This window comes from Paludisphaera rhizosphaerae (assembly GCF_011065895.1).
Classification (GTDB): Bacteria; Planctomycetota; Planctomycetia; order Isosphaerales; family Isosphaeraceae; genus Paludisphaera; species Paludisphaera rhizosphaerae.
Map to the genome: position 1 here is coordinate 142,681 of NZ_JAALCR010000001.1, position 15,691 is coordinate 158,371.

11 protein-coding genes and 1 tRNA gene are annotated in these 15,691 nt (G+C 64.6%); 4 read left to right on the top strand and 8 right to left on the bottom strand.

Annotated elements, in window-relative coordinates:
- Positions 1-7 precede the first annotated feature (7 nt).
- Complete coding sequence (locus G5C50_RS00645; protein WP_165063615.1) at positions 8-1,126, bottom strand: sensor histidine kinase; 1,119 nt, start codon at positions 1,124-1,126, stop codon at positions 8-10.
- A 263-nt stretch (positions 1,127-1,389) separates the two neighbouring features.
- Between G5C50_RS00645 and nadA the strand changes: the two genes are divergently transcribed.
- Both nadA and glgB read left to right on the top strand, forming a co-directional pair.
- A complete protein-coding gene (gene nadA / locus G5C50_RS00650; RefSeq protein ID WP_165063617.1) occupies positions 1,390-2,502 on the top strand; it encodes a quinolinate synthase NadA in 1,113 nt (370 codons plus the stop codon).
- A gap of 119 nt (positions 2,503-2,621) precedes the next feature.
- Positions 2,622-4,886: a 1,4-alpha-glucan branching protein GlgB gene (gene glgB / locus G5C50_RS00655; RefSeq protein ID WP_165063619.1), complete on the top strand. Its 2,265-nt coding sequence runs from the start codon at positions 2,622-2,624 to the stop codon at positions 4,884-4,886.
- Between the two features lie 7 nt (positions 4,887-4,893).
- Here glgB and G5C50_RS00660 read toward each other — a convergent pair whose 3' ends face one another.
- From G5C50_RS00660 to G5C50_RS00670, 3 genes are all read right to left on the bottom strand, one after another.
- Positions 4,894-6,933, bottom strand: a complete 2,040-nt coding sequence (locus G5C50_RS00660) for an endonuclease MutS2 (RefSeq protein ID WP_165063621.1) — start codon at positions 6,931-6,933, stop codon at positions 4,894-4,896.
- A 177-nt stretch (positions 6,934-7,110) separates the two neighbouring features.
- Positions 7,111-7,878 carry a HEAT repeat domain-containing protein gene (locus tag G5C50_RS00665; protein WP_165063623.1) on the bottom strand — a complete coding sequence of 256 codons (768 nt, stop codon included), beginning with the start codon at positions 7,876-7,878 and terminating at the stop codon, positions 7,111-7,113.
- A gap of 216 nt (positions 7,879-8,094) precedes the next feature.
- On the bottom strand, positions 8,095-8,508 hold the full coding sequence (locus tag G5C50_RS00670; protein WP_165063625.1) for a hypothetical protein: 414 nt from the start codon (positions 8,506-8,508) through the stop codon (positions 8,095-8,097).
- 1,064 nt (positions 8,509-9,572) lie between these two features.
- Here G5C50_RS00670 and ruvA point away from each other — a divergent pair.
- Together ruvA and ruvB are read left to right on the top strand one after the other, a co-directional pair.
- Positions 9,573-10,223 carry a Holliday junction branch migration protein RuvA gene (ruvA, locus tag G5C50_RS00675; protein ID WP_165063626.1) on the top strand — a complete coding sequence of 217 codons (651 nt, stop codon included), beginning with the start codon at positions 9,573-9,575 and terminating at the stop codon, positions 10,221-10,223.
- A gap of 40 nt (positions 10,224-10,263) precedes the next feature.
- Positions 10,264-11,361: a Holliday junction branch migration DNA helicase RuvB gene (ruvB, locus tag G5C50_RS00680; RefSeq protein ID WP_165063628.1), complete on the top strand. Its 1,098-nt coding sequence runs from the start codon at positions 10,264-10,266 to the stop codon at positions 11,359-11,361.
- Here the strand turns inward: ruvB and G5C50_RS00685 are convergent.
- The 4 genes from G5C50_RS00685 to G5C50_RS00700 form a co-directional block, all read right to left on the bottom strand.
- The gene (locus tag G5C50_RS00685) at positions 11,340-12,374 is read right to left on the bottom strand and encodes an L-threonylcarbamoyladenylate synthase (RefSeq protein WP_165063630.1); all 1,035 of its coding nucleotides are present in this window, start codon (positions 12,372-12,374) and stop codon (positions 11,340-11,342) included. The genes ruvB and G5C50_RS00685 overlap by 22 nt on opposite strands.
- Before the next feature lie 10 nt (positions 12,375-12,384).
- Positions 12,385-12,936 (bottom strand): pyruvoyl-dependent arginine decarboxylase, encoded by a 552-nt coding sequence (locus G5C50_RS00690; RefSeq protein WP_165063632.1) that lies wholly within the window; start codon positions 12,934-12,936, stop codon positions 12,385-12,387.
- Positions 12,937-13,456: 520 nt separating this feature from the next.
- Positions 13,457-13,530, bottom strand: a tRNA-Asp gene (locus tag G5C50_RS00695).
- A 214-nt stretch (positions 13,531-13,744) separates the two neighbouring features.
- Positions 13,745-14,845 carry a DUF1559 domain-containing protein gene (locus G5C50_RS00700; RefSeq protein WP_165063634.1) on the bottom strand — a complete coding sequence of 367 codons (1,101 nt, stop codon included), beginning with the start codon at positions 14,843-14,845 and terminating at the stop codon, positions 13,745-13,747.
- Between the last annotated feature and the right edge of the window lie 846 nt (positions 14,846-15,691).

Here is a 15,691-nt window from a genome sequence, read left to right on the forward strand (position 1 = left end):
GTGTGGCTCAGGCCTCGTCGACGGCGATCGTCGAGCGTGCGTTATCCAACCTTGGGAGCAGAACGGAGAAGCACGCGCCGCCCCCCTCGTTGTTGCACGCCTCCAGGCGGCCGCCGAGGTCTCGAACGATCTCGGACGCGAGGTAGAGGCCGTATCCAGTGCCCCCGTGGCGTGTGGTAAAGAATGGCTCGAAGATGCGCTGGAGGTAGAGGTCCGGAATGCCCGGGCCGTCGTCGATGACGTCGATCTTCACCCAGCCGCCGTCGTCGCTGAACACCTCCTCGGTTCGGACCACGACGCCTCCGGACTTGCCGGACGCGACGATGGCCTGGTGGGCGTTGGTAAGGAGGTCGAAGAGGACCTGCATGAGCCGGCCGGCGTCGGCCTGGACCTGCGCCGAGCCGCCGCAGTGGGCTTTCACCGCGATCTGTCGCTGGTTTGGGGGGAGTCCGTGGACGAAGAGATCGACCGTCTCGGTCAGCAGCGAGCCGACGTCGACGGGCTGCAACTGCACCGGCCCGGATCGGACGGCTCCCATGAGGTGTTCGAGCCTGAGTTGCAGAAGGCTCGACCCGCGCAGAATCGAATCGACCCACTGCAGATCGTCGGGTCGATTCTGAACGTTCAGGCGAAGCAATTCCGCGCTCCCGCGGATGACCGAGAGCGGCCCACGGATCTCGTGAACGATCCCGGCGAGCAGTCGTCCGATCTGGACGAGTTGGCGGTCGAGCATCGCCAACCCCGCCATCTTGCGGTAGTGGATCAGGCGTCGAACGCGAGCGAGGATCAACTCAGGCGCCGAGTCGTAGAGCACGTAATCGTCGGCGCCGGCGTCGAGACCGGCCAGCACCGCGCCGTCGGAGTGCTCGGCGCTCATGATCAGCACCGGCGTTTCCGACACAGACGCCTCAGCGCGGATCGCCCGGCAGAGGGCCGTCTCGGCGTCCTGAGAGAGGCTCCGTCCCAGGATGACGAGGTGGGGGCGGACTCGGCCGGCCTCGGCGACCGCATCGTCGAGTTTCGCCGTCTCGTGTACCGTGTAGCCTGCCCCCGCGAGGATCGCGCGCAGGGTCGCCCTCTCGAAGTCGACGGGGTCGACGACCAGGATGGCGGCCTCAGGCTCCACGGAGGATTTCCTCGCCTCGAATCGGAGGGTGGGCGGGTGGCCTGTCGAGTCGGCCCGGAATGGGGGAGGCCATCCACGCCCACTCGACGTCGCGCGGGGGAGGCGGGCGACGCTTCCTTCTCTCGATACTCGGATATAATACCTAAGGCGGTCAATGCCGACGGTCGATTTCGCGAGAGAGTCGCGCGACGACCCAACTTCGGCGCAGGATTTTCAACCGCTCTGGACGCTCCGTCCTCTCATTCTTCAGGATTCGTGCAGTTATGAGCCCCACACCCACCACGGTCGACACCGAGCCCCTCCCCTTCGAGGAGTTCCGAAACGCCTCCGATGCCGAGCTGAACGCCCGGATCGAGGCCGTCCGCCGCGAACTGGGCTCGTCGCTGCTGATCCTCGGCCACCATTATCAACAGGACGAGGTTATTCGGTTCGCCGACCTTCGCGGCGACAGCCTGAAGCTCAGCCAGCTCGCCGCCGAGAGCCGCGACTGCCGCTCGATCGTCTTCTGCGGCGTCCACTTCATGGCGGAGACCGCCGACGTCCTCTCGCGCGACGACGTCTCGGTTTACCTCCCCGACATGTCGGCCGGGTGCAGCATGGCGGATATGGCTGACCTCGACGCCGTCGAGGCCGCCTGGTCCGACCTCTCCGAACTGATCGACGTGGAGGACGTGACGCCGGTCACCTACATCAACTCGACGGCCGACCTCAAGGCGTTCTGCGGCCGCCACGGCGGCATCGTATGCACCAGCTCCAACGCTCGAAAGGTGTTGGAGTGGGCCTTCGCACGTCGCAAGCGCGCCCTGTTCTTCCCCGACCAGCATCTCGGTCGCAACACGGCCCGGACGATGGGAGTCCCCCTCGATCAGATGCCCGTCTGGGACCCTCGTCGCGAACTCGGCGGCAACAGCCCGCATCAGATTGAGAACAGCCGCGTGATCCTCTGGCGGGGGCATTGCTCGGTCCACCAGATGTTCAAGCCGGCTCACGTGGCTCAGTTCCGCGAGCGCGATCCCAACGTCAAGATTCTGGTTCACCCCGAGTGCTCGATGGAGGTGGTCGAGGCCGCCGACCTCGTCGGCTCGACGGAATACATCCTGAAGACGATCGAACAGGCCCCGGCCGGTTCGTCCTGGGCGGTTGGCACGGAACTTCACCTGGTCAATCGGTTGGCCAAGGAGCACCCCGACAAGACCATCCAGTTCCTGTCGCCGATGGTCTGCATGTGCGCGACGATGTACCGGATTGACCTCCCCCACCTGGCCTGGTGTCTGGAGAATCTGGCGCGCGGGACCCCGGTTAATCGCGTCCAGGTTCCCGACGAAACGAAGCGCTGGGCCCGTGAATCGCTTCGGCGCATGCTCGAATTGAAATGAGCCGGCCGTAAAGTCTTGCCGTTGCACGACGTCGGAGTGCCGGCTATATGAGCTAGCAGCGAGGGCGTCGCGCCGTCGAGTCTGGCACGAATCCTGGTTTAGAGAGCGAGTCCCCAAACATGGCCCTGATGACACGACAGTACTCCACGGTCACACAGGCGGATCTCGACCTCGTCATCCAGGCGAACCATTGGAATCCTTTCACGGTCCTGGGCCCGCATTCGGTCGTCACCGCTGACGGGGCCAAGGCTCTGGCGATCCGTGCGTTCCTCCCTGAGGCCAGAAAGGCCGGTGTCGTCGATCTCTCGAAGGGAGAGCCGGGCAAGCTCATCCCGATGGAGAAGACCCACGCCGACGGCTTCTTCGAGGTCGTTTTCACCGACCGTACAGCCCCGTTTCCCTACCGACTGCGCGTCGAGAACCATGAGGGCCATTCGTGGGAGTCGGTGGATCCCTACGCTTTCGAGCCGATCCTGACCGACTTCGACCTACACCTGCTCGGCGAAGGAACCCATCTCCGGAATTATGAGAAGCTCGGGGCTCACCTGGTCACGCATCAGGGCTATCGCGGCGTCCTCTTCGCCGTGTGGGCTCCGAACGCCCAGCGTGTGAGCGTGGTCGGCAACTTCAATCACTGGGACGGCCGCCGCCACCTGATGCGCAGTCGAGGCGCCACCGGCATCTGGGAGATCTTCATCCCCGACCTCTGCGAAGGCGAGGTCTACAAGTTCGAGATCAAGAGTCGACACCACGGCTACACCGTTCTGAAGTCAGACCCCTACGGCCTGGCTTCCGAGATGCGTCCCAAGACCGCCTCCGTCGTCTGGGACATCGAGCGTTTCTCCTGGGGCGATAAGGATTGGATGGCCACCCGGGCTTCCCGGCAGGCTCTCGACAAGCCGATGGCCTTCTACGAGGTCCATCTCGGCTCCTGGAAGCGGAAGGTCGAAAAGGAGAACGGCTTTCTCAGCTATCGAGATCTGGCCGAGCAACTCGTCGAATATCTCGACAAGACCCACTTCACGCACGTCGAGCTGCTGCCGATTACCGAGCACCCGTTCGACGGCAGCTGGGGCTACCAGCCCGTCGGCTACTTCGCCCCGACGGCTCGGCACGGCAATCCGGACGATTTCGCCGGCTTCGTCGACTATCTGCACCAGCACGGGTACGGCGTCATCCTCGACTGGGTCCCGGCCCACTTCCCGTCCGACCTCCACGGCCTGGGCTATTTCGACGGCACCCACCTGTACGAGCACGCCGATCCCCGCCTTGGCGAGCATCGGGATTGGGGCACCAAGATCTTCAACTACGGCCGCCCCGAGGTCCGCAACTTCCTTCTGGGGAACGCCCTGTTCTGGCTCGATCGTTACCACATCGACGGCCTCCGCGTGGACGCCGTCGCCTCGATGCTTTACCTCGACTACTCCCGCAACCCGGGCGAGTGGGTCCCCAACATCTTCGGCGGCAACGAGAACCTTGAGGCGATCGACTTTCTCAAGACGCTCAACGAGATCTGCCACCGCGAGCACCCTGGCATCCTGACGATCGCCGAGGAGTCCACGAGCTGGTCCGGCGTGTCTCGGCCGACCTATCTGGGAGGTCTCGGGTTCAGCCTCAAGTGGAACATGGGCTGGATGAACGACACCCTGCGCTACATGGCGAAGGACCCGGTCCACCGCAAGTACGAGCACGGCGCGCTGACGTTCAGCATGATCTACGCCTTCACTGAGAACTTCATCCTGCCGCTCTCCCACGACGAGGTCGTGCACGGCAAGAAGTCGTTGCTCGACAAGATGCCCGGCGACCTCTGGCAGAAGTTCGCCAACCTCCGGCTCCTCTACGGCTACATGTACGGTCACCCGGGCAAGAAGCTTCTGTTCATGGGGGACGAGATCGCCCAGTGGCGCGAGTGGAGCCACGACGAGAGCGTCGACTGGCACCTCATGCAGTGGAAGGACCACCAGGGGGTCTTCCAACTGGTCTCGGATCTCAACAGCCTCTATCGTCGTGAACCGGCGCTGCACCAGGTCGACTTCGACTGGCAGGGCTACGAGTGGCTCGAACTCCACGACTGGGAGAACAGCGTCATCGCCTTCCTCCGCCGCGGCAAGGAGACGGAGGAAGGGGTCGTCGTCGTCTGCAACTTCACGCCCGTCGTCCGGTACGACTATCGCGTCGGCGTTCCCACAGGGGGCTTCTATCGCGAGATCTTGAACACGGACGCAGACGTGTACGGCGGATCGAACGTCGGCAACCAGGGAGGGGCCTGGGCCGTTCGCGAGCCGCATGCAGGCCGGCCGTTCCAGATTTCTCTCAAGATTCCGCCGTTGGGCGTCCTCTTCCTGAAGGTCCCCAAGTCGGGCGAGGCAGCGGACGGCAAGTGAGCCCTCCTCAGCCCTCGAAATCCTCCAGCTTCGGCCCGCGGGCCCGCGACCCCTTGCCGGCGGTCGCGGGCGCGGCCGAGTCCTGGGGGAGCAAGTCGTCGATAGCGACGTTCCAGGTCATGTGGCCGATGGCGACGGTGGCCGTCTTCTTTCGCTGGTCGATCTTCACAATGCGGCCGGGACGATCGTAGCCCATCTTCGGAACGACGACCTTGTCGCCCGGCTGGAGCCGGGCTCGGGCTTCGGCGAGCGTCTCCTCACGTTGAGCCTCCATGTGGAGCGACTGGAGCCTCTCGTGGAGCACGTCTCGGGTCCGCTCGGCGTCGGCCTGAGCCGCGATGGCTTCCTGGCGGGCTTCCTCGGCGTCGCGTCGCATCCGGGCGATGAGATCCCATTCCGGGACCGTCGAGCCCTGGGTTTGATCCAGATAGCGCTGGGCGCGGGCGACAAGATGCTCCGCCAGATTGAGGCGGCGGGCGATCTTCAGGGCGTTCGACTGGCCGACGTCGCCGATGTGCAGATGGTAGCGAGGCCGGAGGGTTTCCACGTCGAACTCGACGGCCGCGTTCTCAGCCCGAGGGTTGCTGAGGGCGTAGGTCTTGAGATCTCCGATGTGGGTCGTGACCATCGCCAGGCAGCCGATCGAATCGAGTTCGTCGAGCATCGCCCGGCCGAGAGCGGCGCCCTCAGCGGGATCGGTTCCGGCCCCGAGTTCGTCGAGGATCACCAGCGACTTCTCGGTCGCCCTGCCGAAGATCTCGGAAATGCGTCGGACGTGAGATGAGAACGTCGAGAGCGATTGCTCCAGGCTCTGCTCGTCGCCGATATCCGCCAGGACCTGGTCGAAGACCGGGATCTGTGAGCCCTCGGCCGCGGGGATGTGCAGACCCATCTGGGCCATCAGGGCGAGCAGCCCCACCGTCTTGAGGGCCACGGTCTTGCCGCCGGTGTTCGGCCCCGTGATGATCAGGACCTGGAACCGAAGGCCGAGATGGACGTCGATCGGAACGACCTCGCGCTCGCGGGGCGGCGGTTCGACGACCTGCGGCGGTTCGCTCCCCTCCGTCGTCGCGGGCTGGGCTTCGACGCTCAACGCGGGGTCATTGCGGAGGATCGCCTCAAGGACCGGATGGCGGGCCTGCCTCAGCACGAGCTTCCGCTCCTCATTGAGGTCGGGCGCTCTCATCTGGTAGTCGACGGAGTATCGAGCCTTGGCATAGATCAAGTCGAGTTCCGCCATGGTCTCCAGCGTGCCGAGTAACGAGTCGGCGACGAGCCCAACCTGCGCGGTAAGCCAGCGAAGAATGCGGCGGATCTCCTTCTGTTCACGAGCGCGAAGGTAGGAGAGCTGCGCCGATTTCTCCGCGATCGCGAGAGGCTCGATGTAGACCGTTTCGTTGCTCGCGCTGGTCCTTTGGACGGAGCCGGCGATCTCGCCGCGATGGTCCTTGGAGACTGGCAGGACGTAGTGGTGGCCGACCATCGTAAAGTTCGAATACCGAAGCGCCCGCTTCACCTCGGGCGATCGAAGCATCGATCGGAGCTTCTCCTGGATCCTGGCTTCGACTTCTTCCATCTCGCGACGGATTGTCGAGAGTCGTCGACTGGCCGTGTCGATCACGTTGGCCCGGCTGTCGAGGCAACCCTCGATGGCCGTCGTCACGCCGCCGAACTCGCCGACGTCGGCCCGCATGCCGCCGAGGCGAGGGAAGTTGTCTCCCATTCGTTCGAGCCAGGCGGCCAGCCCGGCGATCGAACGAAGGGTTTCCGAGACCTGGGCGAGTTCCTCGGCTTCGAGGACGGCGCCGATCTGGGCGCGGCGGACGAGCGGCCGGATGTCGTGAAGACCTCCGAGCGGGGGACGGAGGCCGGAGCGGATCGCCTCGACCATCTCCGTCGTCGCGGCCAGCTTTGAAACGATCCCGGCCAGGTCGCGCGAGGGCTCGAGCGCCGTCGCCGCTTCTTTACCTAACGAGCAAGCCGCGCGGGCTGCAACCAGCGCGCGGACCTTGGAAACACCCAGCAGATCGAGCGTGTGACTGTCCATCTCGCCTCTCGGAAGCCGACGCGACGACCACAGGGAATGATCCCCCATCGGTCAGGGGGATGGGATCTCCTCGGACGCACAGGACCAAGGCGCGGTTCGCGTCATCACTCGATTATGGCGGATGCGTGTTCGGCGGGGCCATCCCAAGAGGCGCGTGAATCGACGGAGCGGCCGGGGTCAGTGAGGAGCGACGTCCGGCCGAAACTCCGCAGCGGCGCTCTGGGAGGCTGCTTCGTCGGCGGGCGAGGCCGGCGTCGCCGGCGCCCGCATGTCGGCCGGTGTGGCGGCGAGGATCGGTTCGAGGTCCTTGCGCCATGGGGTGGGTTCGGTCCCCAGGTCCTTGCCGGTGATCTTGCGGAGCGCGTTGAGCGAGGCCAACCGGATGGCTGGGTCTTCGTTCTCCATCGCGTCGAGCAGCACCTTGTAGATCCTCGGGTCGTTGCTCTTCAATTCGGCGAGCCCGTCGATCGCGGCGATCCGCACGTCCTCGACGTTGTCGACGGCCATCGACTGGGCCAGGCTTGTGGCGTCCTCGCTCCGGCCGATCTTGCCGAGCGCCCGACAGGCCTCGACGCGAACGACGGCTTCGTGGTGGCGGACGGCCTTCAGCAGGACCTCGCGAGCGGAGTCGTCGCCGATCTCGCCGAGCGTCCGGCAGATGATGGCGCGGCTGGCGATCGGCTCGTTCCCCTTCTGGTAGCGGTCGATCAGGACGGCGACGGCCTCATGGCGTTGCTCGTCCGATTCGAAGACGTCCTTCGAGGCCAGCTTGGTATAGGCGATGTACCGGATGTTGGGGTCGGGATTGTTGCGGACGTGGCCGAGGAAGCTCCGCGCTGTGGTTCCGACGTACGTGCTGCAACCGGTCGCGCACGCAGCCAGGGCGAGGACCCAACGGGCCGCCGCGCGTCGCGTCGCGCTGTTCCTGAAAGCTCGGTCGTCCATGACGAGGGACCATCCTTCGGCGAGGGGCGGGCGTCGCGAGCGCGAAGGGCGAGGCCCGTCGCCGACGCCGAGGCGACGAGGCGCGGGGATCATAGCGAGGATCGTTCAACACGCCAAGAGCGGCTTCGGCTTCCTCGGCGATGCGCATGAAAAAGGGCCGAAGCCCGGCGTGGTCGCGGACTCGGCCCGTGGGTCCAACCAGCCCCGAGATCGGCTTCAGGCCGACGGGGTGGAGGTGGGTTCGGCCTTCGAGGCGTGGTGCTTCTCGCCGAGCTTGGTCACGTGGTACTTGAAGAACTCCCCCTCCTTCTTGCCCTTCTTGATCAGCTTCTTCGTCTGCAGCGAATCGAGCTGCTTCTGGATCTTCTTGGACGCCACCAGTCCGATCTCGCCAGCGCCGACGATCTCCTTGAGGAGGTTCGTCTGAGCGTCGCTCAGCTTGATCGCGGGGGCGGCCTTCTTGGGGGCGGCCTTCTTCACCGGAGCGGCGGCCTTGGGAGCGGCGGCCTTCTTCGGAGGGGCGACCTTCTTCACGGCGGCGGCCTTGGGGGCGGCGGCCTTCTTGGGGGCGGCCTTCTTCACAGCGGCCTTAGGGGTGCTGCTCTTCGGTGCTGCTTTCTTCGTGGCCATCGGGCACCTCGTCTCGGTCGTGTTCTCGAATCGGACCCTCTCATTGAGCGGTCCCTGCGCCAATTCATACCAAATCTTTGACCTAGTGGAAGGGGAAGATGAACGGAAATCGCGGTTTTTCTCGGATTTTTTCGGGTTTTTCAGCCTCGCGCGCCCCTCGCATCAGAGTAGTCAGGTTCACTTTTCTAGCATGACGTGAAATTACATTGAAGCGTTACTAGGTTCATGTAATGCAGTTTCACCCCGTAATTTACAGGGTTTGCTCGATCGACTCTCGACGACGACGCGCCGACCGCGCGCCGATTCCGAGCTTCGACGAGCGCTGCGAGGTCCACTTCGCGCGATCACGCGCCGAACGTGACTTCGGAACGCGCGAAGGCCGCGCAGAGGGAGGCGCGCGACCTCGAATCGATGATGGACAGGGGCGGCCATGTGACGACCCCACCGGCGCGATCGACGCGCGTTCGAGGAGCGCTCGGCGCTGAACGAGACCCTGCGCGTCTCCGCGCTTTCGAGGAGTCGAAGGCTCGACTCATCCGGGGCTCGCGCGTCGCTGATGAGGTCTGCGCGGCGACCTCACTCCGACGGGCCTGACTGAGTCCTCTCCCGCGCCGCGAGTCGTCGATCCTGAGAGTCGACGTCATCGTGAGAGTCCTCTGACCGTCGCGCGCTCCGCTCATCGATCGGCCTCCGCAAGACGCGCCGAAGTTCAACCGGCTGGGACCACCGCGACCCATGCGCGAGGAGCTGTTCGGAGATCGCGACGACGACCTCGCTCGCCCCAAGGCCTCGTGACGAATCGATGGATCTGAGAGGCGCTTCACTCCCAGCGTCGCGATCAGTCAAAGACCCACCCAGGGCGCATGCTCGACTCGGTCGGGGCGTCTCACGAGAACCTCGGTCTGAGCCGATCGCGTCGAACCTCTCTCGACCTGACGGCGTGGCTCGCTCCGTGGAGAGCGAGTGGTCCCGACGCCGTCGTTTCCTCGCTTGCTTCGCTCCACATCGTGGTCTACAATGACTGAACAAAAACACACAGGCGTTCGAGGGGCTGAGGGCTTCCGGTGATTACTCAGATTCGAGGCGTGCTCCGCGCAGTGGGAGAAGAGAGCCTGACGCTTGGGGTCGACCCGTTCGAACTCGAGGTGTTGATCCCCGAGCACACGCGGAGGCAGGTGCAGGGGAAGCTCGGCGAGTCGGTCACGCTCCACACCACCTTCTATATAGAGGGACAGGCGATGGGGGGGCGTATGAACCCCCGCTTGATCGGATTCCTGTCGACGGTGGACCGCGAGTTCTTCGATACCTTCTGCTCGGTCGACGGCGTCGGAATGCGGAAAGCGCTGCGGGCGATGGTTCGGCCGGTTCGGGAGATCGCGCGGATCATTCAGGAGCAGGACGTGAAGATGCTCTCCACGTTCCCGGGCATCGGCGAGGCGATGGCCGAGCGGATCGTGGCGAAGCTCCGCCGCAAGGTCGGCATATTCGCTCTGATCGTTAACCCCGACGGGACGACGTCGACCCCAGCGGCTACGAATGGTGAGGCGGCGCATGCCGAGCCCGACGTGGTCAGCGACGCCTACGCAGCGCTGCTCGCGGTCGGCCACAGTGAGATGCAGGCTCGGGCGATGCTGGATCGCGCGCTCTCGGGCCGGAAGAAGTTCAAGTCGCTGTCCGATCTGATCGAAGCGATCTACCAGCAGGAGAAGTCGTAATCCGTCGCCCGGTCGAGACGACGTGTGGGAGAACCACGCCATGGCCCGAGAAGTGAAGATCAAAGGGAAGCCGAACGACGATCGGGACCGCGAGCCGTCGCCTGCGGCTCGCGACGAGGCGCAGTCTCCCCCCGACCCCATCGAGGAGAAGCTCCGTCCCCAGCGCCTTTCCGAGATCATCGGTCAGCGCGCGGTGGCTGAGCGGCTCTCGATCGCACTCGCCGCCGCCAAGAAGCGTGGGGAGCCACTGCCGCACATCCTCTTCGATGGTCCGCCCGGTCTGGGCAAGACGACCTTCGCGGGCGTGCTCCACAACGAACTCGGGGTCGAGTTGAACCTGACCAGCGGCGCGTCGCTCGACAAGAAGATGGACGTCATGCCCTACCTGACCAACGCGTCAGAGGGGTCCATCCTCTTTATTGATGAAATCCATCGCCTCCCTCGCGCCGTCGAAGAGTTCATCTACCCGGTGATGGAGGACTTCCGCGTCGACGTGGTCCTGGGCGAGGGGATGTCGGCCCGGACGATCAACCTGCCGCTGAAGAAGTTCACCATCATCGGGGCCACGACTCGGAGCGGCATGCTCTCCTCGCCGCTCCGTGAGCGATTCCACATGCACGAGCATCTGGAGTTCTATGACCCCGAGGATCTGGCGCGGATCATCACGATCAACGCCGGCAAGCTCCGCGCGCCGATCACCCCGGAAGCAGCCTGGGAATTGGCGGAACGCAGTCGGGGGACGCCTCGAATCGCCAACGCCCGCCTACGGTGGGTTCGCGACTACGCCCTCGCCCGGGCTGACGGCGGCATCGACGTCCCAATCGCCCGCGATGCGCTGGCCATGCAGGAGATCGACTCCGAAGGCATGGACAAGCAAGACCGGCGATACCTGGATACGCTGATCCGCGTCTTCAAGGGAGGGCCGACGGGCGCCGAGGCGCTCGCCGCGACGATGACCCTTTCCGTCGACACGATCCGCGATGAGGTCGAGCCCTATCTCCTGCGTCGCGAATTCGTCGTGAGGACCCCGCGCGGTCGCGTGGCCACGTCGGCCGCCTACCGCCACCTGGGTCTCGCCGAGCCCGAACGCGAGCCCGTGGAAGACATCCTCGACCCTCAGCGCCGCTTGTTCCTCTGATAGGGGATCGTCGCTCGGCGGAGTCGGTCGCGAATCGCGTCCCACTCCGCTCCGGCGGGGGGCTCGACCGCGACGATGAGGTCGAGTCGTCGGGCGTCAAGGTTGTGGAGCGTCTCGTAGAACTCCCTGGCCGCGACGTCGGAAGTCGGCTGGATGAACCGGACCACCTGAGCGGGGATGTGATTGAGGTCGATCGGCTCGAAGGCGACGAGGGCGGCTCGTTCCGGCCAGTCGACATCGGTCAATCGCGCCGACGATTCAACCCTGACGGCCGGGGTTCGCGGCGCGTAGTGCACGGAGAGCATGCCGGGGCTCGCATGCGGGCCGGCTTGCCTCGTTTCGGTCTCTCCGTGGCTTCTCGGTGCGACGGTGGTCGTCGAAAGCGCTTCGGCTAGCTCGGCGGGGCCGATTGGTCCCGGTCGAAGGACGGCCGGCGGATCGGCAGTGAGGTCCACGACGGTTGATTCGAGGCCGACCGTGGTGGGGCCGCTGTCGAGGATGAGATGGACGCGTCCGTCCAGGTCGGCGAGGACGTGCTCCGCGCGTGTCGGCGAGATTCGGTTCGATCGATTAGCGCTCGGGGCCGCCAGAGGGAGTCCGACGCATTCGACGAGCCGCCGGGCCACGGTCGGGGCCGGGACGCGTAGGCCAACAGTGGGACCGCCGCCGGTCACCACCTCGGGAACGTCCACGGTTCGGGGCAGGACGAGGGTCAGCGGGCCCGGCCAGAAGCGGCGAGCGAGAACATCCGCTCGGGCCGACCAGTCGGTGGTGTATCGTTTCGCCTGGTCGATTCCGGCGACGTGCACGATGAGAGGATTGAAAGAAGGACGGCCCTTGGCCTCGAAGATTCGTCGAACAGCCTCGGCGTCGGTGGCTACCGCGCCGAGGCCGTAAACGGTCTCCGTGGCAAACGCTACGAGGCCGCCTCCGAGCAACACGGCGGCGGCCTCGTTCAGTATGTCGACCTCAGGCTCGTCGCGAGCCACGGCGATGACCCGCGTATGGATCACAGCGAGAGACTCAACGTTCGGGAAGCAGCACGGCGGCGGCGATCACGGTCGTCCACAGGCCGTCCTTGTGGCCGACTGCCGTCTGGGTCACTTCCTTCGTCTTGTAAATGACGTCGGCGATCTTCCACTGCTCGCGCTTTTCGTCCCACGAGCTGTTGGGGTTGAACTCCACACCCAGAATCGTCGCCAGCATTTCAGCGGCAAGATCCTCGGCGTAGTCGGCCGCTGCCTTGGCGGTCTGACCGTAGGCGTGGTGCTCGGAAAGATAGCCGAACTGGTCGCGGTCCTTGGGGATGGCGACGCCAACACTGGAGGCGACCAGGCGGTTGGGCTCGGCCGTGGCGCACTCGCTGATAACGACGTGGACGATCTGACCGGGCATCAGTTCCTTGAGCCCCTGGTCGATCGAGACCTCCTTGCAGCGCGGCGGGAAGATGCTGGAGACCCGCACCAGGTTGTAGCAGGCGATCCGAGCGTCCCGGAGGGCCAGCTCGAAGCTGGTCAACTTTTCGCGGTGGGTACCGACTCCCTTGGTGAAGAACAACTTCGCTGGTACGTACATCTCTGGCTTGAGTCCTCCCGCATCGGCCGGTCCGGAATGGACGTCGGCCGACCGACTGTCCGCGGCTGTCCCCCGGCGATTCCGCTCGACGCGATAATTCCGACGGGGGCCTGAATTATCGTGCCGGATGCGGTTCGCATCAAGGTCAGCCCAGGCGACTGTTCGCGATATCCACCGAGCCGACGGCGAAATTCGACCGCAGGTCCCTGATGGCGTGCCGTCGATGCACCTGCCGGCGTGGCGAGGTTTCGGCGTTCGGTTGATCGAGGATCGACGAGCGGAACCGGTCGAGAACCTTCAACGCGCAGTATACCGATCTGCAGTCGGCTCGCGCCTGGCCAGCGACCGGATCGATCAAAGGATCAATCGAATCAGCCCACCTGAAGGATGGGTTCAGGCATTGGAGGATCGCTCATCTCGCGTTGAACCTGTACGAACGCGAGGTGAGAATCAAAATAACCTGGACGACGAGACGTCGTATCCAGGAATCGACACAAGAGTGTGTCGAGCGGGTGGGAAGCGAGGATGACGGGGCTCGAACCCGCAACCTCCGGCGTGACAGGCCGGTGCTCTAACCAATTGAGCTACATCCCCAAGGACGGCGGGTTTTTTTGCGGCCCGACTCGTCGCGGTTGGTAAGAACAAGATTAATCTCAGCCCCGGGGGAAGTCAAGAGTCTCGGCTGGCTGATTTCATAAGACGAGACTTCAGAGAAGCTTAGGGAGTACCAGCCCTCGCAGACCGCCTCCCGGTTTGAGCGGGAGGCGGCCTGGGTGAGCGAGTCGTGAGTTCGATGACTCACTTCAACTCAGTAGGCGTCCGAGCTAATGACTTCACCACCGCCTCGCGTGCCGAGCGCCCAGTAGGTCGGCATCGAGATCGAGCCCTTGACGAACTTCACACTGCCGTCGCCCATCATCATGTTGGCGCCGCCCGAGTGATAGCTCTGGGCGTTCGAGTAATCCATGCTGGCCCCGTCGCAGCCGCCGCCGCAGTCGGTCCGGCAGGCTGCCCATTTGTACTGGGTGCTGTTGGGCGGGACGATTGTGTTGAAGAGCGTGGCGCCCATCCCTCCGATGCCCCAGTCATGACCATGGCCGACGGACAGGTTGCCGGAATTGGACGCGACGAACTTGTTGGAACATGTCTGCAAGTCGGTCAGAACGAGCGCCTGGTTTTGATTGGCGTTCAGGAACCAGGCGTTGCCGGAGAGGCCGGCCCCCATGACCATCGCGCCTGGGACCGGTGATTGGATCATGGGCCCTGCCTGCCCTTCCGAGAAGGCGATGGTGTTCGACGTCCCGTCGGTGATGTCGCGGATGCCGTAGGAGAGACGGAAGCCGAACACGCCCGATGTGGGGGAGGTTCGGTTGGCCGCGATGGGACCGCCTCGGGGCGGGGTGTCGTCGCCGGCGTTCGTCGTGGGACCGACGCTGCCGTAGTAGCAGTTGTCGTTCACCCGACCGCCGTTCGAGTCGGAGGGACAGAGGAACGCTGCGATCTTGGCGTTGTAGCCGGTGGCGTTGGCCGAGCTGGCGTAGTCGCTCCCCCGCCCTTCCATCATGAAGTTGATCGAGTTGTAGAGAGCGGACTGCTCCATGTAGTTAAGGAGCGCGGCGTGGGCCGACCAGTTGTTCCAGGTCGTGTACGTGATGGATCCGCCGTAGTTGTAATTGCACAACGACGCCCCCATCGGGAAGACGTCGTTGGCTGAGTGGTAATTGTGCATCGCCAACCCGATCTGCTTCAGGTTGTTGACGCACTGGGCGCGCCGGGCGGCTTCGCGAGCTGCCTGCACGGCCGGCAGCAGCAGCGCGATGAGAACGGCGATGATCGCGATCACCACCAACAATTCGATCAGCGTGAAGCCGCTACGGGACGAAAGCCCCGCGGAGCGGGAATTCGCCATGGGATGGCACTCCTTCAGCAGATAAGACCGAGGCGAGGCTTGCACGACTAACCCTCGCCGAACCGCGACAAGGCAACGATGCTTCGAATCAGTCCCAAAGCGACGTTCCACCCCTGGACGCCGTGACGCGAATTGATCCGGGTCGGGGCGGAATCAAAGAGAGTCCAGACGGGGATGGCCGCATGAAGGCCGGCGTGCTGTGGCGTCGGCCCAGAAGAGGGCCAAGCAACTGACGCAGAAACGCCCGCCACGCAGCGGCGCCGACGTGAGGCGTCTCAAGAAGTCTCTTTGGCTTCCTTCATGAATGAAGAATACGACTCTCTCCCCGATGCGTCTAGTCGCCGGAGTCGCATGGGAAGGATTTCCACATGCCGAATTCGTTAAGAGATTGGATCGCAGCCACACTTCGAGCGTTGTCCCGACTCATGGACTCGACGATCCGTGAGGGTGGCTTCCTTGTGGATGTGAACGTGTTGGGTTCGTCACTCGCGGGCCATGCGACGCGGACGCTGGAGGCGAAGCCCGTTCAGGTCGAGTATCATACAGGTCCGCTTCCCGAATCGTCGCGATCTCTCAAACGTTCCCGCGATCGACCTGGACCCCGGAGACGTGTCTGGGATTGTCTCGCCGTCCGCTTCGGGGTCTTTGGCGGGGACGATTTCGAGACCGTATACACGGGTGCCGGTGAGGTCTGGTCCTCCGGTGGGCGCGCCATTCAGTTCGCTCCGATGGTCTCGTAGGCTAGGGCTATACGGTCGACGTGGAGTGTGCGAACCGATCGCGGGGGGAAGGCCGATCGGCTGCCTCAGGCGCATACGGGGTCAGCAGGCCGCGATCAATCGCCGC